Below are 22,396 nucleotides of genomic sequence, written 5' to 3'. Positions count from 1 at the left end.
AGGGAAGACGCGGACATGGAAAGACAAATCAGTCTGCGTCGGCTTTGCGAAGATCTCCACAAGGAGATGTTCTGGGATTGCCTGCATCGACCGGATAAGGATTGCCAGCTGCGCGGCGACCCCTGGGCGGAAGACGATGTTGGTGGCGCGGCTCTGGTCGGTTTTCTGAATTTCATTCGTCCCCACGTCGTACAAATAGCCGGAACTTGTGAACTCCAGTTTTTACGGGATAACCCCCTGAGTTTTGAACAATTTCTGACGGGTAAGCTAAGCCTGTTGGTGCTGTGCGAAAGTGAAACGCTGAGTCCAGAGCTTCTGGAAGCACTTCGGTCCCGGCAAGTGGCGGTCATGACGACCACGTTGGAGGCCCCGAAAGTGCTCGCCCGCCTGCAACTGTATCTGCATCGCGAGCTGGCTCCCCGGCAGCAAGTGCATGGGGTGTTGGTGGATGTGCTGGGTGTTGGTTTGTTGTTGCAGGGCGAGGCCGGTATCGGCAAAAGCGAGCTGGCGCTGGAGCTGGTTAGTCGTGGCCACCGTCTGGTAGCCGATGACAGCGTATTATGTGTGCGTGAGGCGCCTCAGGTCATTACCGGGCATTGTCCGGCCCCTTTGCGGAATTTTCTGGAAGTGCGGGGCTTGGGTATTATCAATATCCGGGAGTTTTTTGGTACGGCGGCTATTGTTCGTTCCAAACGCATTCGTCTGGTGGTCGAAATTCAGGATATGCAGGATATGGAGCTGGCCGACATCGACCGCTTGCAGGGTAAGGTCGACAATCTGGATATTCTGGGGGTTCCGCTGACGCGCTTGCGCATTCCGGTTTCGGCGGCGCGCAATCTTGCCGTGCTGGTGGAAGCGGCGGCCCGCAGCCAGTATGTGAAAGAGTCCGGAGGCGACATGCTCGCTGACTTTGAAGAACAGGTACGTCTGAGTGTCGGGGAAGAATAATGGCGGAACGGGACTTTATTATTGTCAGCGGACTGTCAGGATCGGGAAAATCCACGGTGCTCCAGGCCCTCGAAGATCAGGGGTATTATTGTGCGGATAATTTGCCCGCTACTCTGCTGGTGGCTTTTGGCGCGCAGCTGGCGCATCGCGAGGGGCACGCGTTATTGGCGGCCGTCAGCATAGATGTGCGTAATCGCGATTTTTTTGCGGCCTTGCCACAGGCCCTCAAAGATTTACGGGATGCGTATGGACTGCATCCACGTATTTTGTTTCTGGAAGCGGGTGAAGACACCCTGTTGCAGCGCTATAGTGAAACCCGCCGCCGTCATCCCCTTACCGATGACAGTGCGGCTACTCCCGGTGAATCCCTGCTGAAAGCTCTGCAAAGGGAGCGGGAAATGGTGCAACCTCTCGCTGATATGGCAGACAAAAGGCTGGATACTTCACGGATCAATACCCACCAGTTGCGCCTGCGGGTGCAGGCCTGGAGTCTGGCGTCGCAGCACTATGGCGGTTTGGTATTGCTGCTGCAGTCTTTTGCCTTCAAGCGGGGGCTGCCACTGGATTCTGATTTTGTGTTTGATCTGCGCGCCTTGCCCAATCCGCACTATGATCCGGAATTGCGGGCTTTAACGGGGCGCGATGCTGCCGTACAGGCCTTTTTGGCAGGGCGTCCTGAGCTGCAGACAGCGCTGGGGTCCTTGCGGAGTTTTTTGCAGGTGTGGTTACCCCCCTTTGCCCAGGAGCATCGTAATTATGTGACGGTATCCCTGGGTTGTACGGGGGGACAGCACCGCAGTGTGTACATGGTAGAAGTTCTGGCACGCGAATTATTGGGCAAAGGACAACGCATTCTGATTCAGCATCGTGAACTGAATATCACCGAGACTTTGACATGATTCACCTTGTTCTGCTCACCCATGCAGGTATGGGCGTGGCATTTGCCAATACCTTGGAACATATTTTCGGCACCATGCCAGCAGCTGTCGAGGTTGTGGAGATTCTGCCCGACGCTAATCCCGAAACCGGGCGCAAGCGCCTGTGGGCATTCATTGAAAAACTGCCGGAAGGTGATGCCATGCTGATTCTCAATGATCTTTACGGAGCAACCCCGGCAAACCTGATTCCGGCGATTCTTCCCGAAGACCGCGTAGCAGCCATTAGCGGTTTGAATCTGGCGATGCTGCTGCGGGCCTTATCGCGGCGCGAAGAAGGTTTGGCCGCAGCCCGTCAGGGGGCCTTGGAGGGGGCTGTGCAGGGAGTTGTAGATATTCTTGCTCTGCGTGCTGCACCACGTACCTGACCATAAGCCTGGAGCGGGTAGCGGTCATTCGCCACAATGTCCGGTGTTGCTGACGCTATGGTCGCACATTCGCTGTCAGGTTATGCTGAAAACAATTTGAGTCTGACCTTGTTGTCGGGGAGTATGTGTTGTGACGGTCCGTGTTGACTATCCTATTATTAATCCGTTGGGCTTGCATGCCCGGCCTTCGGCGAAATTTGTCAGTCTTTCGGCACGTTACCCCTGTACCGTCTGGCTGGAGCGCGATGGTCAGCGGGTCAACGGTAAAAGTATCATGGGCTTGATGACCCTGGCCGCAGCCCAGGGAACCATTCTGACGTTGGAAACCGAAGGAGAGGGAGAGCAGGCCTGTGCCGATGCCTTGCTGGCGCTGGCTAAGGACCGATTCGGGGAAGAGGCATGAGTTTTGAACTGGCAGGTATAGGGGCTTCTGGTGGCATTGCGATTGGCACAGCGCTGGTGCTGGAGCCGACGACGCTGGATATTCCTGAACATCTTCTGGCTCCAGAAGCTGTGGAGGCAGAAGTGCTGCGCTTACGTGCAGCTCTCAGCAGTGCCCGTGATGAACTTTTTGCGGTACGGGACGTGATTCCTGCCGACGCACCCCAGGATACCCGCCTGTTTATTGATGCGCATCTACTGATGCTGGATGACCCCGCCTTACGGGAAAGACCGTTACGTTCCATTCGCGAAGATCACCGCAATGCGGCCTGGGCCATTCAGCTGGAACGGGAACGCCTGCTGGAAATTTTTGACCGCATGGAAGATGCCTACCTGCGTGCCAAGCGGGAAGACATTATTCAGGTGACCGATCGGGTGTTACGGCAGCTCGTCGGCTGGGAGCCGCCGACGCTGCAGAGTGCGGAAGGACAAATCATCATTGCTGAAGAGTTGAGCCCTGCTGATACCGTGCTCATGAAAAAGGACAAGGTCCTGGCCTGGGTGACCGACTTTGGCGCAGCAAACTCGCACGCCGCCATTCTCGCACGGAGTCTTGGTCTGCCAGCGGTCGTTGGCGCTCATTCTGCCAGTCGTCTGCTACGCAGCGGCGACATGGTCATTGTCGATGGTGATCAGGGCATTATTCTGGTGGCACCCGACGCGCTGGTACTGCGACAGTATCAAGGTTTACAGGAACAACGACAGCGCCGCCGCCGGCTTCTGGAAGAACAATGGGATCTGCCCGCCATTACTGCAGATGGTGTAGAAATTCATTTGCGGGCCAACATCGAATTACCGGACGACTCCAGTCTGGTGCGACGCATGAATGCCGATGGTGTGGGTTTGTATCGCAGTGAGTTTCTGTTTATGAATCGTCCCGATATTCCTGATGAAGAAGAGCAGTATCAGGCCTTTTCCCGGGTGGTGACTGAAATGGCAGGGGCTCCCGTGACCATCCGCTCGTTGGATATTGGTGCCGATAAGGGGTTAAGTGACGACGAAACGACCACACATAATGCCCTGAATCCGGCTTTGGGTTTGCGCGGACTGCGCCTTTGTCTGCGTCGTCCCGAGTGGTTTCGCCCACATTTGCGGGCCATATTGCGGGCTTCGGCTTTGGGGCCGGTGCGTTTGATGCTGCCGATGCTCAGCAGTATGAGCCAATTGCTGCAAAGCCGTGCGCTGGTGAGTGAATTGCAGGCAGAACTGCGTGGCGAGGGGCTGCCCTGTGATCCGGATATGCCCCTCGGGATTATGGTAGAAGTGCCCGCCGTGGCCATGGCCGCGCACTATTTTGCCGGTTGTGCCGATTTTTTTTCAATCGGGACCAACGATCTTATTCAATATGCCCTGGCGGTTGATCGTGGCGATGATGATGTCAATGATCTTTTTGATCCGTTGCACGTTGGCGTCCTGGCTTTGATTCAGCATACCATTGCTGCTGGGCGCGCCAAGGGTATTCCGGTAGCCATGTGTGGCGAAATGGCAGCCAATCCGGCCTTTACGCCATTACTGCTGGGCCTGGGTTTGCGGGAATTCAGTATGTACCCGGGCGCAATTCCCGAGGTGAAGGAAATTATTCGCCAGACATCCATTGCCGAAGCCGAACAGTTGGCAATGGGTGCACTGGCGGGAGAATTTTCTGTGGCCCTGGAGACCGGCCATAGCTAGATCACGCATGCACCGTATGGGGGTCGGGTTGATACTGCTCCTGTTGCTGCTGCTCATCGGAATGTTTGTTTTCTGGTTCATCGGTGGCCCCCGTATTGTTCTGGAAGAAGTTCTCGCTACCCGCCTGCAGGCCCCCGTACATCTGCAGGCCAATCCCCGCTTTTATTGGGGCAAACAGCAGTTGCAGGTGACCTTGCAAGGCTTGCGGATCGGAACACAAGCGCAGCCCCGCTTGCAGTTACGGCGACTGATGTTCAGCTTGCTCTGGCGACCCCTGCTTACCGGGCATGTAAAAATCCTGCAGATTTTTCTGGATCAGCCTTCTGTGTATGGTCCCTGGCCAGCCAGCCCGGGCTCGGCAGCTTCTTCCGCCAATATGAATATCAGTCTGCCGGGAGAAGTCCAGATCCGCGATGGCCGTTTGCACTGGCCTGGTCTGGCGGGACATGTATTGCAACTGTCCGATGTGCAGGCCAGTTTCTCTCGTTCTGGTGCCGGGACCGCTACCGGACGATGGTTCTGGAATCAACATGCGGGTCAAGGCCGTTTACAAATGGATATTCACTCCACAAGCGGACTTTCTCTGCGCAATTTGCAATTGCTGATTGGCACTCGTCAAGTTCCAGATGCCCTGAAGCTCCAGATGCCGCGCCTGGAAATTCAGGATAAAACTCTGCAGATTCCTGTGCTGCAAGTCCATTGGCGAGATAATCATGAGCGGCGGATGGAGCTTTCCCTGCAGGATTTACAGGCCCAGCCAGGGCTGCAGAAAATTGCGCTGCGCAGCGCAACACTGCAAGCCGGATCAGATTTTCACATGCAGATTGATCATGCCCGGTTTTCCTGGGCGCAATGGACCGGTCAGGCAGGCTATGTCCTCAGTGCAGAGCATCTGCCTGAGCTGGCAAAAAAATGGGGATTGTTCTGGCCGAAATTGACGAATCCCAAGGTCCCGCGATATTTCAAATTGAGTGGCAAACTGGTCTGGAAAAATCCCCGCTTCGACTGGAGCATCCGCCATGGTCTGCTGGATAGCAGCCCTTGGTCTGGAAACATTACGGGAACCTGGCAACCCCTGGAAATTCATCTGGATTTACAGATGCGGCGCCTGAACCTTGGTGACTATCTCCCCGCGCCCAAACCGGGTCCAGGAGCGGTACTACCCAAGCTTCCCGCAACCTGGCCGATCACCGGCTCATTGCAGATCGGACAACTGATCTGGGGAAAAATCCGGGCGGAGGATGTGCTTATCCGGAGTCGGAAACCATGATCCAGATTGCCGACATATTGCTGGCTTGGTACGACAAAAATGGCCGTCATGATCTGCCCTGGCGACAGACACGGGACAGTTATCGCCTGTGGCTTGCGGAAATCATGTTGCAGCAAACCCAGGTGGAAAGTGTCAAGCCCTATTACCAGCGGTTTCTGAATGCCCTACCCAATTGGGAGGCTTTGGCTGCCGCGCCCCAGGACCAGGTGCTGGCCTTGTGGAGCGGTTTGGGTTACTACGCCAGGGCCCGCAATGCCCAACGTGCTGCACAAAAAATTGTCGCGGATTTCGCGGGTGAATTTCCCAATACGCCGGAAAGTGCAGAAAGTCTCCCGGGAGTGGGGCGCAGTACGGCTGCTGCAGTACTGGCCAGCGCTTTTGCCCAGCAACGCGCCATTCTCGATGCCAATGCCCGTCGTGTCCTGATCCGGACTCAGGCCATTCGTAGCGATCCCAAGGCCAGTAAGACCCTGCAGCATTTGTGGAAGCTGGCTGAGGTACAGACACCTGCTGATGCGCATACCTACAATCAGGCCATTCAGGACTTCGGCGCAATGATTTGCGTTCCACGGCATCCTCACTGTGACGCATGCCCCTTACAACGGCGTTGCCTAGCTTATGCGGGTGGTTTGAGTGAACAACTGCCGCTGCCCACCCGCAAGCCGGAAAAACCCGATCGTTGCGGTTTTTTTCTGCAGTTAGAAGACCGTAGTGGACGGATATTTCTCGAAAAAAGACCGGATTCTGGCGTATGGGGCGGGCTCTGGTGTCTGCCTCAATTTAATCCAGCAGGATCGTCGCTTCCCTTCCTTTGTGATGATCAGCAAAAGGCTCTTGCCGATGGGTTCCTGCTGCGCGAGCGGGTACGACAGTTCTGTGCCCTCCGCCATGGTCTTGTCGTAGAAGTAAAGGCGCTGACAAGGCTCCAGAAGCATGTTTTTACCCATTTTCAATTACACTTCCGCTGTATTCTCGCGACGCTGCAAGACGATCAAATTGCGCCGGGTGTCGCAGATCAAATTTTGACAGGACGTTGGTTTACTCGGGAAAATGCTCTTGCAGAAGGACTGCCAACCCCTGTTCGCAAAATTTTAAGTCAGACTTCGTAACTTGCCCGAGAGACAGGTTCAGGTAAGATGGCAGCGTCTCCTTAATATCCTGATGTTCTAGTGAGGAAGTTTCTTATGTCTCGAATGGTGCAATGCGTAAAACTGGGTCACGAAGCGGAAGGTCTGGATCGTCCCCCTTATCCAGGCCCACTGGGCGCGCGTATTTATCAGGAAGTCTCCAAGGAAGCCTGGCAGGGTTGGCTGAAGCATCAGACGATGTTGATTAATGAATATCGTCTTTCGCCGATAGATCCCAAGTCCAGAACTTTTCTGGAAAAACAGATGGAAGCCTACTTTTTTGGTGACGGCGCGCAGCAACCTGAAGGCTTTGTTCCGCCTTCTGTCTGAGTAGTTCAAAATGAATCTGGAGGAAGTCATTTCGGCAACCTCCCCTATTTCCCATCATCTCCATAAGCTGTTTCTCCGACGTCGTCGTTGAATGACGACAGGCGCGCATGGCGTCAGATCATCCATTTATTACAAAATCCTTTCCATCTGTCGCTAACAAGTGACGTATTACCATGCATTCAGGAGGGGCGGTGATCGCTGGCTCGGGACTTTTTTGTCCAGGATATTCATGAAAAATATCCGAAAAACCAAGGGTTATTTTTTATCTAACTGATAGTTAAGCGTAAATAATTTTGCGCCGAGAGTTTTCGTGCCCGGATTTTAATTTGCTGGAGATGGGACGTTGAGATCAATCCTGCCTGTTCCAGCACCATGAATGGGTTTATATTTTATTTTCTTATAATAATCATCGTATTAAAAAGTTGGCACGCGTTATGCTAAGAGATGGTCGCTGCTGAAACAGCGCCGCTACAAGCGGAAATCTGGAACCACCTTTTGAGGAGAGCTTATTTATGAAGAAAATTGTTGCCCTGACTGCTGCATTGTCTTTCTTGACTGCTACTGCTGCTTTTGCGACCACCGAAGTGCCTGCCAAGGCTCCTGAAAAGATGGTTGAGCACAAAGCGCCTGAGCACAAAATGGTAAAGAAAGCCGAGCACAAGAAAATGGTGAAGAAGGCTGAAATGAAGAAGCCTGAAATGAAGAAGCCTGAAGTGGCTAAGAAAATGGAAGAAAAGAAGGCTGAACCAGCTGCGTAAGTAGCCTCAATCCGCGACCTGATGGCGCGGATTTCAGCTGTGCTGATAAACCCGGGGAGTATCCCCCGGGTTTTTTACGTTGGGTAAAATATCAAAATTGATATTGCAGGCTCATGTTCACGGAGCGTCCTGAACCTGGTAGTGCTGTGCCATAAGTCATGGGGCGCTGGCCCAGATAAAGCCCCCCCAGTGGTTGTTCATAAAACTGATTTAATAGATTCGCGAGTTCCAGGCTGGCCTGCCAGTGGCCCTGCCGATATGCGGTGCGCAGATTCAATAAGCCATAGCCAGATGTTTTTGGTTCATTACGCAGGGTGTCTACCTGGTTTTTTGCTGCAACTAACTGTTCTTCGATGGTGTTGCGCCATGCTCCCCAGTTTTGATGCAAGGCAAGTCGCAAGTTTAAGGGCATCATGTGGTAGAGGGGAGTATGCCTGCTCAAGTTATCCCCGCGCACATAGGCGGCTTTTGCCGAGAGTGTAAATGTTCCGTAACGCTGTGTTTGTGCCAGACGGGCAGAGCTATCCATATTGATACCCCATATTTCGGCGTTTTGATTGGCAAATTGCAAATAGACGAAACCGCTTTCCGCGTGCAGGTTAGCCGCCGTACAGGCACCTCCAAGGCTGGTCGGACACCGGACAGCACCAATATAATTATGGGTGTAAGTAAAGTAAGGCTGAATTTGCACGTGCCACATTTGTGGATCTGAGCCATGGAAATTGGCTGCCAGACTGACCGTGTTGGCTGTTTCGGGTTTCAGGTTGAGATTGCCAATATAACCATTACCATCGTTGAACCAGCCGATCATATTCATGGCCATGGGATTGCTGGACCAGGGATAGAGTTCGTAAAGGCTGGGGGCTTGGGCTTTACGCGCCAGTCCCAGGGTATAGGTACTGTGTTTATCGGGCTGGTAGTGCACGATGGCCGAAAAATTCCAGTTGGTGTACTGGCGCTGGCGATCACTCCGGTTGAATGTACCCGGCAAGCTTTGCGGGCTGTCCGGGTTTCCATACATCATGGCATTGTAACCTTGGACCGGGCCGGTATTCATGCGCACATCCTCCAGCCGCAGGCCAAGATCACTGTTCCATTGTGGATTCCATTGCGTTTTCAGGTCGGCGAAAGCGGCATAGCGATCCCTTCTGCCATTGTCGATATTTATATAAGTATTGGGGCCCATCATGCTCATTTTACTGGTTGCTGGGGGCCACCAGTCGTTCAGATGTTCATGGTTGTAACTGGCACCGAGTTCCAGGCGATTGTGCGTGTCCAGAGGCACGGTAATTTTGCCCTTTACGCCGTTATTTACGCCCTGGGTGTTCATTGGCATACCCATCATGGCACCCAGGTCTTTGTCTGCAAGGAAGTTCATGCTGTGTTGAACTACCTGATTGTAAGCCTGTAGTTCTAATTCACCCCATTGAAATTGTCCCTGATAATGGAGGTTAAGGCGGGTACTGTGATTTCCGGTCATATCCATGCGGGCGCTGGGAAATCCTTGGTAGGGGATGCTCTGATATTGCACGCCCAGTTCCAATACCTGTTGTTTCCAGCGGTAGGCAGCATTGAGATTCTGGTATATTGCCTCATACAGGGATGAAGCCACCACATTGCCGGGAATGCCGTAGGTGTCAGGCTTGAAAGCTTTTGCTGCGGTGTAGTTGCCTCCATGTACATAGGAGCCACTATAGTTAATGCTGAAGTGCCTGGTAGCAGCGGCAGCATTCAGATGAGTCCCGTAAATATTGCCATTACTTTGATAAAATCCGCCTACGCTGCCGCTACTCTCAAAATGGCTGCCGGGCTTTGCGAAAATTGGTTGCGGAGATTTGACGATGACGGCCCCACCAATGGCGTTGCCACCCACACTTACCGGAACTACCGTGGGATAGATGGTTATCTGCCCAATGGCGGCTGGCGGGAGATACGAAAGCGGTGGGTTCATATGATTGGCGCAGGCATTGGGGGTGCTGAATCCATTAACCTGCAGGAGCAGCTGATTGTCACTCAAGCCGTTTAAAACCGGCAATCCGGATACCCCGCCTGCGGCGGAAATAGAACCTCCGGGGATGCTCTGTAAGATCTTTGCGGTATTACTTGCCAGATGGGCATTATCCCTCGCATTGGCCGACAAATTCAGAGCTCCATCTGCGGAGTCCGTGTTAACTCCATATCCCGGCAAATTAATGTTAATGGTCATCGGTGTTGCTGCCCCGGAGCTGTTGGCCAGTGCCAGCAAGGCCGCGCCGATAAGCGGATGGATGGGTGCTCGTCGCATGAAATTCTCCTGATAATTAAAGTTATTTTCGGAATTTTGCGGCGTTTGAGGATTACGCGTGGGTACGCTTCCCCACTTTTGTTATGGTAAAATCATATTCGATCTCCACAGTAGTTTGTAATTCTAATGTTCTGCTGGGCAATAGAACGATATTATTAAAGTATATTAAATTTATCTGATATTCTTGCGATTTGTTTCTGGCGAATTTACGCTGGAGTCTGGGTGTTTTTGGGAGTGCAAACCTTCATGGTTCTTCGTCCAAGTTCCATTTCCAAGCTGGTCGTGTTTGGCTTCGGCCTGGCAATCGTGCCGCTGGTATTGGTTATTGTCAGCGTGACGCTTTCCATCGCGCATTTTGCCGAACAGGGGCAGGTCAGTATTCTCCGGGCAGTGGCCATGAGTGATGCGGCCAATCGCATGAATAACGCCGTGCGTTCCATGGAGCGTTATGGCCTGCAGTACACGGTACTGCAGGATCAGGCATTACTCGTTTTATATGATCAGAGCTTTAGCGAGTACAAAAAAGCCAGTACCCAGTTTGCGGCGGCAGGTCCATCGCCGGTAGACAAGGAGCGGCTGCATCATCTGGCCGAAAATCTTTCCCGTGCCCGCCAGCTATTACCCCTGGTTTCCCTGGAGGGCAACCGGAGTGCTCTGGCAGGTGATTTCAGTCGGGCCAGCGGGGAGGCCCAAAGTCTGCAAAGTGATGTGAATGAAGGAATCAGTACAGAGGTGGGTAAACTGGGCACGCGTGCGCTGGCTATAAAACGGCTGACCATTTTTGAGGTGCTTCTGGTTTTACCCCTGTCAGTCGCAGTGGCTATTGTGTTCATTATTCTCATTACCCGACCGGTGCGGCGTCTGGATCAAGCGGTGTCCGGGCTGGGTGCAGGTGATCTGGAAACACCCATAACGGTCAAAGGGCCGCGCGACATAGCCAGCTTGGGGGATCGCCTGGAATGGTTGCGGAACCGCCTGAATGCCCTGGAAGCGGCCAAGCTGCATTTTCTGCGTCAGCTTTCCCACGAGCTGAAAACGCCTCTCACAGCCATTCGCGAAGGAGCGGAGTTGTTGCACGATGATCTCGGACAAAATCTCAGTGCTGAGCAGCAGGAAATCGTACAGATTGTGGGGGATAACAGCTTACGTCTGCAGCGCCTCATAGAAGATCTGTTGCGTTTTAGTCTGGCGGAGGGGCCTGTGGGGGCAGGGATGGTGCAGGAGTTATCTTTGACGCATGTGGTAGAGAACCTGCTGCTGAGCTACAAGCCCAGTCTCAGAAGTAATGCATTGCATCTGGAAACCCGGCTAGAGGAAGTGCGCATTCGGGGACATGCAGATCGACTCCGCACTATTTGTGATAATTTGTTGTCAAATGCCGTGAAATTCTCTCCTCAAAACGCTACCATACGGGTGGATTTGCAAGTACAGGACGAAGAGGCGGTGTTGGACGTTCAGGATGAGGGTCCTGGAGTAGATCCCGATGAGCGGGAAAAGATTTTTGACATTTTGTATCGCGGCGAAGCTTCGGATTCCGGAAAAATAGAAGGTAGTGGTCTCGGGTTGGCCATTGCCAGGGAATATGTGTTGAGTTATGGGGGAAGTCTTGAATTGCAGGATAAAAAAACACCAGGTGCGTGGTTTAGGTTGCGCTTACCCCTTGCTGGGCAGGATGCTTCCCATGCTCATCATTCCGCTGATGCTGACGGGATGCGCCAGCACCCCAGTTCCAGCGCTTCCGTCTAATGCCGTACTGCTCAAACCAGGAGAACAAATTATTAAAACCAGTGAGCTGGCAACCCTCAAGGCACAAATAGCCGAACTGGAAAAAGTGACCCCGGTGACTGCACCCTGCATTTCCGAAAAAGCCGAAGCGGCTGTCCTGAGTAAACAGTTGGCCGATGCAAGAGCGGGAGACCCCGGATATCAAAAACTGGAAAACAAGGTGAACGACTTGCAAAACCGTCTCCTCCAGTCGCAGCAGCATGAAGCTGAATTACGTCGTAAACTGAACGAATTGGTACAAATAGAGAAAAACGCCCGCTTCCCGCAGGGACACTGAATCATGACAGATAAAGGTAAAATCCTGCTGGTGGACGACGACGCAGATTTGCTGCGCTTGTTGTCGCTCCGCATGAAAACGGCAGGGTATAACATCGGTACGGCGGCTAATGGCAATGAAGCTCTGGCGCTGCTGGCCATGGAACATCCGGGTCTGGTGATTACCGACCTTAAAATGGATCAGATGGATGGTATGGCCTTGCTGGATGCCATTCGTCGGGAGTATCCCACCTTGCCCGTCATCATTTTGACAGCCCACGGTTCCATACCCGATGCCTTGCTGGCCGCCGACCAGGGGGTTTTTGCCTTTTTGACCAAGCCCTTTGATGGTAAGGATCTGATGGCCCAGGTTGAGCGCGCTTTCAGTTTGACCGCAGCCGTAGCCCCATCTTCCGGAAAAAAAGGTAAGGATACCAGTTGGGATAGAATTTTGACCCGTAGCCCTAAAATGCAGGCGGTGCTGGATCAGGCGCGCCTGGTGGCAGCTTCGGATGCCAGTGTTTTTGTGCACGGTGCCAGCGGTACGGGCAAAGAGTTGTTGGCGCAGGCCATTCATCAGGCCAGTCCACGGCGTGCGCAGCCTTTTATTGCCCTGAATTGTGCGGCATTCCCGGAGCAGTTGCTGGAGTCAGAACTTTTTGGCCACAAGAAAGGCGCCTTTACCGGAGCGGCCAATAATCATCAGGGATTATTTCAGGCAGCGGAAAAGGGCACCCTGTTTTTGGACGAAATTGGCGATATGCCGCTTTCCCTGCAGGTCAAATTATTGCGGGCACTGCAGGAACGCATGATTCGTCCGGTGGGGTCGACGGAAAGCATCGCCGTCGATGTCCGCATCATCTCCGCCAGTCACCGTGATCTGGAAAAAGAAATGGCCGAGCGGCGTTTCCGGGACGACTTGTATTATCGTCTTTGCGTGGTGACGCTGGAATTGCCTGCACTGGCCGAACGCCCCGAAGATATTCCCTTGCTGGCGGAGTTTTTTCTGCGCGATACCGCCGCTAAAAACCGCAAGGATGTGCGCGGTATTGCTCCTGAGGCGATGGAACTCCTGGTGGCAGCGCCCTGGCCAGGAAACGTCCGGCAGTTGGCCAATGTCATTGAGCAGGCGGTGGTTTTATCCACCACACCACGTATTGGCGCGCCACTGATTCGCCACGCCCTGCGTGACAAGGAAGGCGAAGTCATGCCCCTGGCCGATGCCAAAGGGCGTTTCGAAATGAACTACCTGATTCAGATCATGCGCATGACGCGAGGAAATGTGAGTCAGGCGGCGCAGTTGGCACAGCGCAACCGCACCGAATTTTATCGTTTGTTAAGACGCTATCATCTGGATCCATCAGCCTTCAAGGAAAACGGAACGGCAGATGAAGAAGAAGGCGAGGAATGAGGGTGGGGGAGATTATAATAAACGACCGTCCCCGCCGCGCTGGCAGCCATTAGCGGCAGCCAGCCGCTCAGTAAAAGTGCTACGGCACCCATGACCACAGCGATTGAGGCTCGCCCAATCCATTTGCTGCTGAATTGGATTTCAGGCGAGCCTCGCCCTGATGCTTTCAGGGCTTGTGAACCGGATGATCGGCGTCATCCCAGGCGTCCATGCCACCTTGAATGGAATGAACATTGGTGTAACCCATTTTCTTTAATTGATGGGCGGCCAGTGCGGCACGGCCCCCGGTTTTGCAGTAAACCAGGATTTCCCGATCCTTGTCCTTGAGGGCCGGATGGGAGTCTGCCTTAAATTCGAGCATGCCCCGGGATATATGGTGCGCACCAGGAATATGACCACCAGAAAATTCATGGGTTTCGCGAACATCTATAATAACTACTTCTTCCGACTGGTGTTTGCCATGGGCCTGCTGTAAATCCATTTCCCGAGTTTCTGCCTTGGCTTCCTTGACCAACTCCATTGCTGTCTTGTTCATCATGCGCCCCTTGATCAGATAAATTAGATAAACTCATTAAACCATAACGACCCACGACCGTTCGCGCAAGCCCCTTGTCAGAGCGTCTATAGTTTGAAGAGTATCGGGCAAAAAACAGGAGAGCCATCATGCAAATTGAATCCATTACCCTAGTGCGGCATGGTATGACCAAATGGGCGGATGAGGGTAAGCATACTTCGGACACGGATATTGGTCTGACCTCCGCAGGACGTGCAGATGCCGAGGCGCTCTGGACAGCGTTTGAAAATCAGGGGCATTTTGACGGGATTTATTCCAGCCCGCTGATCCGTGCCCATCACACTGCGATACTTGCCGGTTTTGCGCATCCGCAACTGCATGATGATTTGATGGAATGGCGCTATGGCCGTTATGAGGGCAAGACTAGCCAGGAAATTCATAAGGAAAATCCAGAGTGGAGCATATTCCGCTGTGGCGGGCCGGAGGGAGAAAGCCCCGCAGAGGTGACGAAACGCTGTGATCGGCTGCTTCACGACTGGGATACAAAAGGGCACAAGCATGTTCTTTGCTTTGCCCATGGGCATATTTTGCGCGCCTTGGCGACGCGCTGGCTGGGTTTGGATCTCCGCTTTGGAGATCATTTGCATCTGGACCCCGGGAGTATTTCTCGCCTGGCCTGGGAACATGATACGCCAGCCTTGCATCTCTGGAATTACTGTCCCCGATACACGCATATCGGACCGGGGCAGTCTGCCCAATGAGGCTGTTCAGTTCCGGACAGGCTTAGCCGAGCAGGAAAGCCGGGGCTACCTGTGCTGCCTGCTGCATGCCAGCGTGGTAGTAGTGGGTGCCGGTAAAGGCTTTGGCATCGTCAGCACGAAACGCGTCCATGCTCAGGCCCTTGCGCCCCAAGGTGCCGCTCCACCAGCCGGAGGGGTAGCAAAACTGGGGAAAATACACGCTGTTCACCGCATCAAAGCCTGCCTCTGCCATGCGGCTTTGGCACTGACGAATGAGATCAGCATGAAGTAGCGGAGATTCAGATTGTGCAACCAGAACGCCCTGCTCGGCCAGAGCCTGGTGACAGGCGGCATAAAAATCGGTGGCAAACAGGCCGGCAGCTGGTCCTACCGGGTCAGTGGAATCCACAATGATGACGTCATAACGTCCGGCAGGGGCCTCCTTGATCCAGGCTATGCCATCTGTAAAGTGGAAGTGGGCGCGGGGGTCGTGATTTTTTTCGCACAGCTCGGGGAAAAAGCGTTCGGCAACCCGGGTGACTCTTTCGTCCAGTTCGACCTGCGTGGCTTCTTCCACTTCCGGGTGACGCAGTACTTCCCGGAGGGTGCCACAATCTCCGCCGCCAATAATCAGCACCCGTTTGGGTGCGGGATGGGTGAACAGGGCGGGATGGCTCATCATTTCGTGGTACAGATAATTGTCACGATCGGTGACCATCACCAGACCATCCAGAGTCATGAGGGTGCCAAAATGCTCCGTTTCAAAAATTTCTATGGTCTGGTACGGGCTTTGTTCGCGATGCAGTACTTCGCGGATTTTCAGGCTCAAGCTCGCGCCATGTTCTTCATAGCGTTCGGTATACCAAAGTTCTGTGCTCATGATTGCCTCTCATCGTGACCGGAATGGTATGTCCCCGCGTGGATTTTGCGGAAGAATGAGATAAAAGAAAAGGCGGGCTCAGGTATTCAGAGCCCGCCCGCTGTGGTGACGGTTACTTTCAGGCGCAGAGAACCGGCTTGACGCGCAGCTCATGGGCGGGAATGCCCATCATGTCTACTTGCCCGCGTTTCATCTCCATGGTGGAGACCTGGCCGGCACCAAAAGCTTCCTTGAGGTAATTCAAGGCATCTTCCGGCTGAATGATATCGCCACAGGTGAATACATCTACCGCTGCGTAACCATATTCGGGCCAGGTATGAATGGCCAGATGGGATTCCGCAACGATAACGGCACCACTGACTCCGTAAGGAGAAAAGTGGTGAAAGGTTTGCGTCACAATGGTGCAGTTGGCGCGCCGAGCGGCCTCCAGCATGGCATCCGTGACAAAATCTACATCAGACAAGGTACTGCCGTCACAGTGATAAAAGTCTGCAACGATTTGATGTCCTAACGAGCGCATAGGTGCCCCCCTTACCAAAGTTAAAAAGGTTAAGAAGTAGCTCCCGTGCACCCCCAGACAGTACTTGGTTTTATGCCCTACCTTGCTGGAACGTGGCCATGCCGTGCTCCAAGTCTCTTAAGGACTGACCCCCTTAGTAACTGCTTTCGGTGCCGTGGAAACAGGATGCGAACTATACACTTATCCGCATGGGATGCAAGGGAATTTTCAGATTTTTTTAGATCTGCCCGCAGGCCAGCATTCTGGTGTTCTGGTACGCTGTTGACCGTTCGGTTTATACTCTGACCCCTGACTGATAATGGAACAAGGATGCTCATGGCTGCTGAGGCTCTTGTAGAGCTGGATAATGTGCGCTTTGCCCGTGGCTCGCACCCGGTGCTGGCGGGAGTAGACATGCACATTCCCCGGGGTGCCATTGTTGCGCTGATGGGTGCCAGTGGCGGGGGCAAGACGACCATGCTCAATCTCATGGCAGGTACTTTGCGTCCACAATCCGGCCAGATTCGTATTGCCGGGCAGGATCTGCAAAAGCTCAGTGAGGATGCCATGTATGGTCTGCGTCGGCAGATGGGTATGTTATTTCAGCACAGTGCTTTGTTTACCGATTTGAGTGCCTTTGAAAACGTGGCTTTTCCGCTGCGCCGGCATTTTCGCCTTCCGGAAAACGTACTGCGCAAGCTGGTCATGATGAAGCTGGAGGCGGTGGGGTTGCGCGGCGCTGCGGGTCTGTTTCCGGCAGAGCTTTCGGGAGGAATGGGGCGCAGAATCGCCCTGGCCCGGGCGGTTGTCATGGATCCGATGTTGATATTTTATGATGAACCTTTTACCGGACTGGATCCCATCAGCGTGGGCATTATTGCCTCACTCATCAAACGACTGAATACGGCCCTGGGGGCGACCAGCGTGTTGGTGAGCCATGATGTGCAAGAAACTTTTTCCATTGCCGATTACGGTTTTATTCTGGCAGGTGGCAAAATCATTGCTGAGGGCAGCCCGGCGGACTTGCGTGCCAGTGATTCTGCCCTGGCTCGACAATTTTTGGGGGGGCAGCCCGATGGGCCGGTGCCTTTCCATTATCCGGCCCGGCAGGATTATGGTGCAGCGTTGCGGGACCGTCATGCCGCTGGCGAGGTGCTATAGCGCATGGCTATGCTCGAATTTATTCCGCAATTGGGACGGCGCACCTTGCAAACCGTTCCTGGCCTGGGTGTCGCCAGCCGTTTTCTGTTATCTAGCCTGCTGAGCGTGTTTAATCGGCATTTCAGCTTTCAGCAGTTATTCCGGCAGATTTATGGTTTTGGTGTGCGTTCACTGATTCTTATGGTGGTCGCGGCGTTTTTTACGGGAATGGTTCTGGGATTTCAGGGTTATTACGCGCTGGTGCGCTTTGGTGCGACTTCGGCCTTAGGAACGCTGATTGCCTTGTCGTTGCTACGCGAGCTGGGGCCCGTGCTGACCGCCTTGTTATTTGCGGGGCGTGCGGGTTCTGCATTGACCGCAGAAATCAGCTCCATGAAAGCCACCGAGCAATTAAGCGCCATGGAAATGATGGCGGTTAATCCCCTTGCCTGGGTAGTCGCTCCCCGCCTTTGGGCGGGTATTATCTCGGTGCCCATACTCTGCGCGATTTTTGATTTGGTTGGGATTTTTGGCGGATATCTGATTTCCGTGCCGGTATTGGGTGTGGATGGTGGGACTTTCTGGGCGCAGATGCAGTCTAACGTGACCTTTTCAGGGGATATACTGACGGGCTTGTTCAAGGCACTGTGTTTTGGTGTGGTGGTAACCTGGATTGCCGCCTGGAAAGGATATACGGCGCGGCCGACGGCGGAAGGGGTAGGTAATGCAACGACGCTGAGTGTGGTGACAGCCTCGCTGACCGTATTGGGTCTTGATTTTATTCTTACAGCTTTGCTATTTAGCTGAGGGCAGGAAGCACATGGAAACTCGGGCAATAGATTGGTGGGTCGGCATATTCGTACTGCTGGGCATTGCAGCGTTGGTGGTGCTGGCATTGCGGGTGGGGAATCTTTCCGGCTTTGCCTATGATAGCGGTTATGTACTGCATGCCGATTTTACCAATGTAGGCAGTTTAAAGACCCGCAGCCCGGTTAAAATCGGTGGCGTCACTATTGGCGAAGTCACCCATATTGGTATGAATCCGAAAACCTATATGGCCAATGTGACCATGCGCATCGAGCCGTCCATCAAGCTGCCGATTGATACGGGAGCCTCGATTTATACCCAGGGACTGCTGGGTGAACAGTATGTTGCCATTCAGCCGGGTGGAATGCCGCAGAACTTCAAGTCAGGCGCGACCATTACCCTGACTCAGGGGGCAGTAAATATTGATCAGATGATTGGTCAGATGGTGTTCAGCAAGGCCGCAGGAAGTGGCAAGTCTTCAGGAAATCAATAAGGAGAAATTTTGATGCGTCAAATCACCTGGATTGCGCTGTTATGTTTGATTTTCGCCTGGACTGTGCCGGCCAGTGCTACGGATGCCCCTAACGCCCAGGGAGCCGTCACCGTGGTTCATGAGCTCACCAATAATGTGTTGAAGGTGCTGCGTGCCAATAAGGGTAAACCCATTACTCCGGTCGTCAAAAAGCAGGTAGCTGATATTGTGTTGCCGCATATGGACTTCACCACGATGTCCCAATATGTCATGGCGCAGTACTGGCGGCAGATGAATCCCGCGCAACAGAAAGAATTTGTATTCCTTTTCAAGGATCTGCTGGTGCGTACCTACAGTAATGCGCTGAACCATTATCATGGGCAGACGGTAAAAATCACGGGTAGCCAGCAGGTTTCCCAAGACCCGCCCGTAGCCCAGGTCAACATGGTTATTCGCCAAGCCGATGGTGGTCCGGATATTCCGGTCATCTATGCCTTGCTCTACACCGATCATACCTGGCGGATATATAACACCTACATTGATGGTGTGAGTATGGTTCTGAATTATCGACAGAGTTTCGGGCAGATAGCTTCCAGTCGCGGGATCCCCGCCTTACTCCAGCAAATGACCGAGAGAGACGCGACTGAAAAAAGTACAGGGAAGCAGCCCGCTTGAGTCTGGCAGCTGGCTGGCAGCGCCGTGAAGTCGATGGACAGGCCCAACTCTTCCTGCTGGGAGACTGGCGAGTCGCGCATCTGGACGGACTGCTTAAACGCTTTGACTGGAGCAGGGAAGGCCAAACCTGTGCGGTGATTGCCTTGAATGAGCTTGAGGCCGGAGACAGTGCTACGCTGGCTTTGCTGATGGAATGGACTCAGGTCCGGGCTGCCAAAGGGGTCACTTTGCAAATTTGCGGGATGTCGCAACCTTTGCAGGATCTGGCGGCTCTTTATCGTTTGCAGGATATGCTGCACATCTGCCATGAGTGATTGTCCCGCCATTCACATTCAGGGCTTACGTAAAGCTTACCAGAGCGGACATCTGGCGCTGGCGGGTGTGGATCTGGATATTCACGCCGGTGAGTTTTTTGGTCTGCTGGGCCCCAATGGGGCGGGTAAGTCATCGCTCATCAATATTCTTGCGGGTGTGGTCCGCCGCTCCAGTGGCGTGGCGGAAATTTTCGGGTTCGACGTCGAAAGAGATTTTCGTCGAACCCGGCAATTGCTGGGGGTGGTTCCCCAGGAGCTGGCTTATGATCCCTTTTTTACCGTGCGTGAGTTTTTGCGCATGCAATCCGGTTATTTTGGCCTGCGGCATAATGATGACTGGATTGATGAGCTCATGGCAGAACTGGACTTGGCAGACAAGGCCAATGCTAATCTGCGGAATTTATCCGGGGGCATGAAACGGCGGGTGCTGATTGCCCAGGCACTGGTACATCGGCCACCGGTAGTAGTACTGGACGAGCCGACTGCAGGGGTTGATGTGGAGTTACGCCAGGGACTCTGGCAGTTCATACGGCGCTACAATGCCGAAGGCCGAACGGTCATTTTGACCACCCATTATCTGGAAGAAGCCGAGGAATTGTGCGAGCGTATTGCCATCCTGCAACAGGGAAAAATTGTCGCCCTCGACAGAAAAGAGAACTTGTTGAGTGCGGCAAGCTGGCGAATCCTGAAAGTGACTTTTGATCATGACCCGGGAGTACTGGGTCCAGCGCTGGAGGATCTGCTGACCGGGGCTAGTGAAAATATCCGGGTATTTCGCATTGATGCTCAGCGCAATCCCCTGGGTGCAGTCCTCGCCCAGTTGCAGCAGTTGCCTGCGCAAATTCTCGATCTGCATTTGCAGGAACCGCGTCTGGAGGATGCCTTTACCGACATCCTTGGACGGATGCGCTGAAAGGCTCCGCTTCAGTGCGCCTGGATTTGTTTCTGAAAATGTCGCGACTCCTCAAGCGCCGTAGTCTGGCCAAGGAAATCTGTGATGCAGGTTGTGTGCAAATCAATGGTCGGATTGCCAAGGCCGGGGCAGAAGTAAAGCAAGGAGATGTACTGACCGTGGATATTCGTGACCGTTTGCTGCGGGCGCGGATATTGCGCTTGCCTCAGCGTGTGGAAGGACCAGAGGGCATCGTTGAAATGCTGCCAGAGGAGTCCGGGTTATGAATGCATTACCGCGTTTGTTGGTGACCGTTGGCGAACCTGCCGGAATTGGTCCGGACATTTGTCTGCAGTTGGCTACTCATCCCCTGCCTGCAGCCGTCATTCTGCTGGGAGATATGCATTGTCTGCGCAGCCGGGCGACGATATTAGGGTTGCCCGTGCGTCTGGAACCCTGGCAGGAAGGAGATCCATGGCCTGAGCTCGAGCCCGGTGTTTTGCGCGTGCTGGATATCCCCCTGCTGCACAGTTGTCGGCCGGGGCATCTGGATCCTGCCAATGCTCCGGCAGTGTTGCGCAGTCTGGACAAGGCCCTGGATTTGCTGCGCGTGGGGCTGGCGGACGCTCTGGTCACTGCGCCTGTGCATAAGGGCATCATCAATGACGCGGGTATTCCCTTTACGGGACATACCGAATACCTCGCTGCATCCTGTGGGCAAAACGAGGTGGTGATGCTTTTGGCCGGACGCGGGTTGCGAGTTGCTCTGGCCACAACCCATCTGCCTCTGGCCGCAGTGCCAACCGCCATTACCCGGAGTGGTCTGGAACGGACCCTGCGGATTTTGCAGGCTTCCCTGATCCAGGATTTTGCTCTGGCCGCGCCCCGTATCATGGTCGCGGGTCTAAACCCTCACGCCGGTGAGGGTGGACATCTGGGACACGAAGAAACTGAAATCATTATTCCGGTTATTCATGCCCTGCAACAGGAAGGTATGCGGGTTTCGGGTCCCTGGCCGGCAGATACCCTGTTCACTCCCCGCTTGTTGGAGGACGCCGACGCGGTTCTGGCCATGTATCATGATCAGGGCTTGCCGGTACTGAAATATCATGCGTTTGGTGAGGCCGTGAATATTACCCTGGGTTTACCTATTGTGCGCACCAGTGTAGACCACGGTACGGCCCTGGATGTGGCGGGTACAGGGCGAGCGCAAGGAGAAAGCCTCCTCCATGCACTCGATGCTGCCGCAGAAATTGTCCGTAACCGGCGCATGAACCGGCCCTGATGGAGAAGCTGGTTCAGGTCGAAAGCGACAGGCGCTTAGCCTATCCGGCTGCGTCCTTCGGGCACTTGAGCCAGCAGGAATTCCATCTGGTCAGCGAGAATGCGGCGATTGCTGAGCAACAAATATTCCGCCCAGGTCGGTGTAAAAGGCACCGCCAGCAAGGGCATGTGCGCCTCGTCCGGAGTACGGTTGTCCTTGCGGCTGTTACAACTGCGGCAGGCGGTCACCACATTGGTCCAGATATCCCGGCCCTTGCGAGAAATGGGAATAATATGGTCACGGGTCAATTCGCGCACCGGATAATGTTTGCCACAGTACATGCAGAGATGATGATCGCGGTGAAACAGGGTTTGATTGGACAGGGCGGGAGGCCTGATTTTGCCAAGATGCCGACCGCGCACGGCAATGACCGGATGAATGTCGAGCTGGGAATGAATGCCACTGCGCCGGCATACGCCACCGTGGGCAGTGAAAAAAGGATTCCCGAGGGTCCAGGCAACATTACCCCGGACATAATGGGCGGCGGCTTCTTCCCAGGTTTCCCAGGCCATGGGACGACCACCGACGTCAAGACGAAGCACGAGGTGCATGGACT

Annotated in this window: 26 protein-coding genes; 21 read left to right on the top strand and 5 right to left on the bottom strand. The window is 54.0% G+C overall.

The window, feature by feature from the left end:
* Positions 1 to 15: 15 nt before the first annotated feature.
* From hprK to HAP95_RS14585, 9 genes are all read left to right on the top strand, one after another.
* Positions 16 to 948 (top strand): HPr(Ser) kinase/phosphatase, encoded by a 933-nt coding sequence (gene hprK, locus HAP95_RS14625; protein ID WP_215884885.1) that lies wholly within the window; start codon positions 16 to 18, stop codon positions 946 to 948.
* Positions 948 to 1,847, top strand: a complete 900-nt coding sequence (gene rapZ / locus HAP95_RS14620) for an RNase adapter RapZ (RefSeq protein ID WP_215884884.1) — start codon at positions 948 to 950, stop codon at positions 1,845 to 1,847. Before hprK ends, rapZ begins: the two co-directional genes overlap by 1 nt.
* Positions 1,844 to 2,251 carry a PTS sugar transporter subunit IIA gene (locus HAP95_RS14615; RefSeq protein ID WP_215884883.1) on the top strand — a complete coding sequence of 136 codons (408 nt, stop codon included), beginning with the start codon at positions 1,844 to 1,846 and terminating at the stop codon, positions 2,249 to 2,251. The genes rapZ and HAP95_RS14615 overlap by 4 nt, the downstream gene beginning before the upstream one ends.
* 130 nt (positions 2,252 to 2,381) lie before the next feature.
* Positions 2,382 to 2,654 (top strand): HPr family phosphocarrier protein, encoded by a 273-nt coding sequence (locus tag HAP95_RS14610; RefSeq protein WP_142089237.1) that lies wholly within the window; start codon positions 2,382 to 2,384, stop codon positions 2,652 to 2,654.
* The gene (gene ptsP, locus HAP95_RS14605) at positions 2,651 to 4,363 is read left to right on the top strand and encodes a phosphoenolpyruvate--protein phosphotransferase (protein WP_215884882.1); all 1,713 of its coding nucleotides are present in this window, start codon (positions 2,651 to 2,653) and stop codon (positions 4,361 to 4,363) included. Before HAP95_RS14610 ends, ptsP begins: the two co-directional genes overlap by 4 nt.
* Before the next feature lie 28 nt (positions 4,364 to 4,391).
* Positions 4,392 to 5,633, top strand: a complete 1,242-nt coding sequence (locus HAP95_RS14600; protein WP_215884881.1) for an AsmA family protein — start codon at positions 4,392 to 4,394, stop codon at positions 5,631 to 5,633.
* On the top strand, positions 5,630 to 6,742 hold the full coding sequence (mutY, locus tag HAP95_RS14595; protein ID WP_215884880.1) for an A/G-specific adenine glycosylase: 1,113 nt from the start codon (positions 5,630 to 5,632) through the stop codon (positions 6,740 to 6,742). The genes HAP95_RS14600 and mutY overlap by 4 nt, the downstream gene beginning before the upstream one ends.
* Before the next feature lie 75 nt (positions 6,743 to 6,817).
* Complete coding sequence (locus HAP95_RS14590) at positions 6,818 to 7,090, top strand: oxidative damage protection protein (RefSeq protein WP_101536456.1); 273 nt, start codon at positions 6,818 to 6,820, stop codon at positions 7,088 to 7,090.
* A gap of 512 nt (positions 7,091 to 7,602) precedes the next feature.
* Positions 7,603 to 7,848, top strand: coding sequence for a hypothetical protein (locus HAP95_RS14585; protein ID WP_215884879.1), 246 nt, complete (start codon positions 7,603 to 7,605; stop codon positions 7,846 to 7,848).
* Between the two features lie 91 nt (positions 7,849 to 7,939).
* On the opposite strand, the gene HAP95_RS14580 is transcribed toward HAP95_RS14585, so the two are convergent.
* On the bottom strand, positions 7,940 to 10,132 hold the full coding sequence (locus tag HAP95_RS14580; protein WP_215884878.1) for a TonB-dependent receptor: 2,193 nt from the start codon (positions 10,130 to 10,132) through the stop codon (positions 7,940 to 7,942).
* A 246-nt stretch (positions 10,133 to 10,378) separates the two neighbouring features.
* Between HAP95_RS14580 and HAP95_RS14575 the strand changes: the two genes are divergently transcribed.
* From HAP95_RS14575 to HAP95_RS14565, 3 genes are read left to right on the top strand one after another with little or no spacing between them, the layout of a single operon-like run.
* A complete protein-coding gene (locus HAP95_RS14575) occupies positions 10,379 to 11,878 on the top strand; it encodes a HAMP domain-containing sensor histidine kinase (RefSeq protein WP_215884877.1) in 1,500 nt (499 codons plus the stop codon).
* Positions 11,814 to 12,194, top strand: coding sequence for a hypothetical protein (locus tag HAP95_RS14570; RefSeq protein ID WP_215884876.1), 381 nt, complete (start codon positions 11,814 to 11,816; stop codon positions 12,192 to 12,194). The genes HAP95_RS14575 and HAP95_RS14570 overlap by 65 nt, the downstream gene beginning before the upstream one ends.
* Positions 12,195 to 12,197: 3 nt before the next feature.
* Positions 12,198 to 13,583 carry a sigma 54-interacting transcriptional regulator gene (locus HAP95_RS14565; RefSeq protein WP_215884875.1) on the top strand — a complete coding sequence of 462 codons (1,386 nt, stop codon included), beginning with the start codon at positions 12,198 to 12,200 and terminating at the stop codon, positions 13,581 to 13,583.
* Between the two features lie 166 nt (positions 13,584 to 13,749).
* Here the strand turns inward: HAP95_RS14565 and HAP95_RS14560 are convergent, their stop codons facing one another.
* A complete protein-coding gene (locus HAP95_RS14560) occupies positions 13,750 to 14,121 on the bottom strand; it encodes a rhodanese-like domain-containing protein (protein ID WP_226832808.1) in 372 nt (123 codons plus the stop codon).
* 125 nt (positions 14,122 to 14,246) lie between these two features.
* Here HAP95_RS14560 and HAP95_RS14555 point away from each other — a divergent pair, with 125 nt between their 5' ends.
* The gene (locus HAP95_RS14555; protein ID WP_215884874.1) at positions 14,247 to 14,858 is read left to right on the top strand and encodes a histidine phosphatase family protein; all 612 of its coding nucleotides are present in this window, start codon (positions 14,247 to 14,249) and stop codon (positions 14,856 to 14,858) included.
* A gap of 22 nt (positions 14,859 to 14,880) precedes the next feature.
* On the opposite strand, the gene speE is transcribed toward HAP95_RS14555, so the two are convergent.
* Together speE and speD are read right to left on the bottom strand one after the other, a co-directional pair.
* Positions 14,881 to 15,717 carry a polyamine aminopropyltransferase gene (speE, locus tag HAP95_RS14550; protein WP_215884873.1) on the bottom strand — a complete coding sequence of 279 codons (837 nt, stop codon included), beginning with the start codon at positions 15,715 to 15,717 and terminating at the stop codon, positions 14,881 to 14,883.
* Between the two features lie 118 nt (positions 15,718 to 15,835).
* Positions 15,836 to 16,237 carry an adenosylmethionine decarboxylase gene (gene speD, locus HAP95_RS14545; protein ID WP_010640598.1) on the bottom strand — a complete coding sequence of 134 codons (402 nt, stop codon included), beginning with the start codon at positions 16,235 to 16,237 and terminating at the stop codon, positions 15,836 to 15,838.
* A gap of 315 nt (positions 16,238 to 16,552) precedes the next feature.
* Here speD and HAP95_RS14540 point away from each other — a divergent pair, with 315 nt between their 5' ends.
* From HAP95_RS14540 to pdxA, 8 genes are read left to right on the top strand one after another with little or no spacing between them, the layout of a single operon-like run.
* Positions 16,553 to 17,377 carry an ABC transporter ATP-binding protein gene (locus HAP95_RS14540; RefSeq protein ID WP_215884872.1) on the top strand — a complete coding sequence of 275 codons (825 nt, stop codon included), beginning with the start codon at positions 16,553 to 16,555 and terminating at the stop codon, positions 17,375 to 17,377.
* A gap of 3 nt (positions 17,378 to 17,380) precedes the next feature.
* Positions 17,381 to 18,163, top strand: coding sequence for a lipid asymmetry maintenance ABC transporter permease subunit MlaE (gene mlaE / locus HAP95_RS14535; RefSeq protein WP_215884871.1), 783 nt, complete (start codon positions 17,381 to 17,383; stop codon positions 18,161 to 18,163).
* 13 nt (positions 18,164 to 18,176) lie between these two features.
* Entirely contained in the window at positions 18,177 to 18,656 is a 480-nt protein-coding gene (gene mlaD / locus HAP95_RS14530; RefSeq protein WP_215884870.1) for an outer membrane lipid asymmetry maintenance protein MlaD, read from the top strand.
* 12 nt (positions 18,657 to 18,668) lie between these two features.
* A complete protein-coding gene (locus tag HAP95_RS14525) occupies positions 18,669 to 19,310 on the top strand; it encodes an MlaC/ttg2D family ABC transporter substrate-binding protein (protein WP_215884869.1) in 642 nt (213 codons plus the stop codon).
* On the top strand, positions 19,307 to 19,624 hold the full coding sequence (locus HAP95_RS14520; protein WP_215884868.1) for an STAS domain-containing protein: 318 nt from the start codon (positions 19,307 to 19,309) through the stop codon (positions 19,622 to 19,624). The genes HAP95_RS14525 and HAP95_RS14520 overlap by 4 nt, the downstream gene beginning before the upstream one ends.
* Entirely contained in the window at positions 19,617 to 20,537 is a 921-nt protein-coding gene (locus HAP95_RS14515) for an ABC transporter ATP-binding protein (RefSeq protein WP_215884867.1), read from the top strand. The genes HAP95_RS14520 and HAP95_RS14515 overlap by 8 nt, the downstream gene beginning before the upstream one ends.
* Before the next feature lie 14 nt (positions 20,538 to 20,551).
* A complete protein-coding gene (locus tag HAP95_RS14510) occupies positions 20,552 to 20,803 on the top strand; it encodes a S4 domain-containing protein (RefSeq protein ID WP_215884866.1) in 252 nt (83 codons plus the stop codon).
* A complete protein-coding gene (gene pdxA, locus HAP95_RS14505) occupies positions 20,800 to 21,801 on the top strand; it encodes a 4-hydroxythreonine-4-phosphate dehydrogenase PdxA (protein ID WP_215884865.1) in 1,002 nt (333 codons plus the stop codon). The genes HAP95_RS14510 and pdxA overlap by 4 nt, the downstream gene beginning before the upstream one ends.
* A 35-nt stretch (positions 21,802 to 21,836) precedes the next feature.
* Here pdxA and HAP95_RS14500 read toward each other — a convergent pair whose 3' ends face one another.
* Entirely contained in the window at positions 21,837 to 22,391 is a 555-nt protein-coding gene (locus tag HAP95_RS14500) for an HNH endonuclease (protein ID WP_010640580.1), read from the bottom strand.
* Positions 22,392 to 22,396: the final 5 nt, after the last annotated feature.

This window comes from Acidithiobacillus sulfurivorans, from assembly GCF_018853815.1.
In the GTDB taxonomy this organism is placed as follows: Bacteria; Pseudomonadota; Gammaproteobacteria; order Acidithiobacillales; family Acidithiobacillaceae; genus Acidithiobacillus; species Acidithiobacillus sulfurivorans.
Note: the sequence above shows the minus strand (reverse complement) of the source record. Positions and strands in the feature narration are given on the sequence as shown.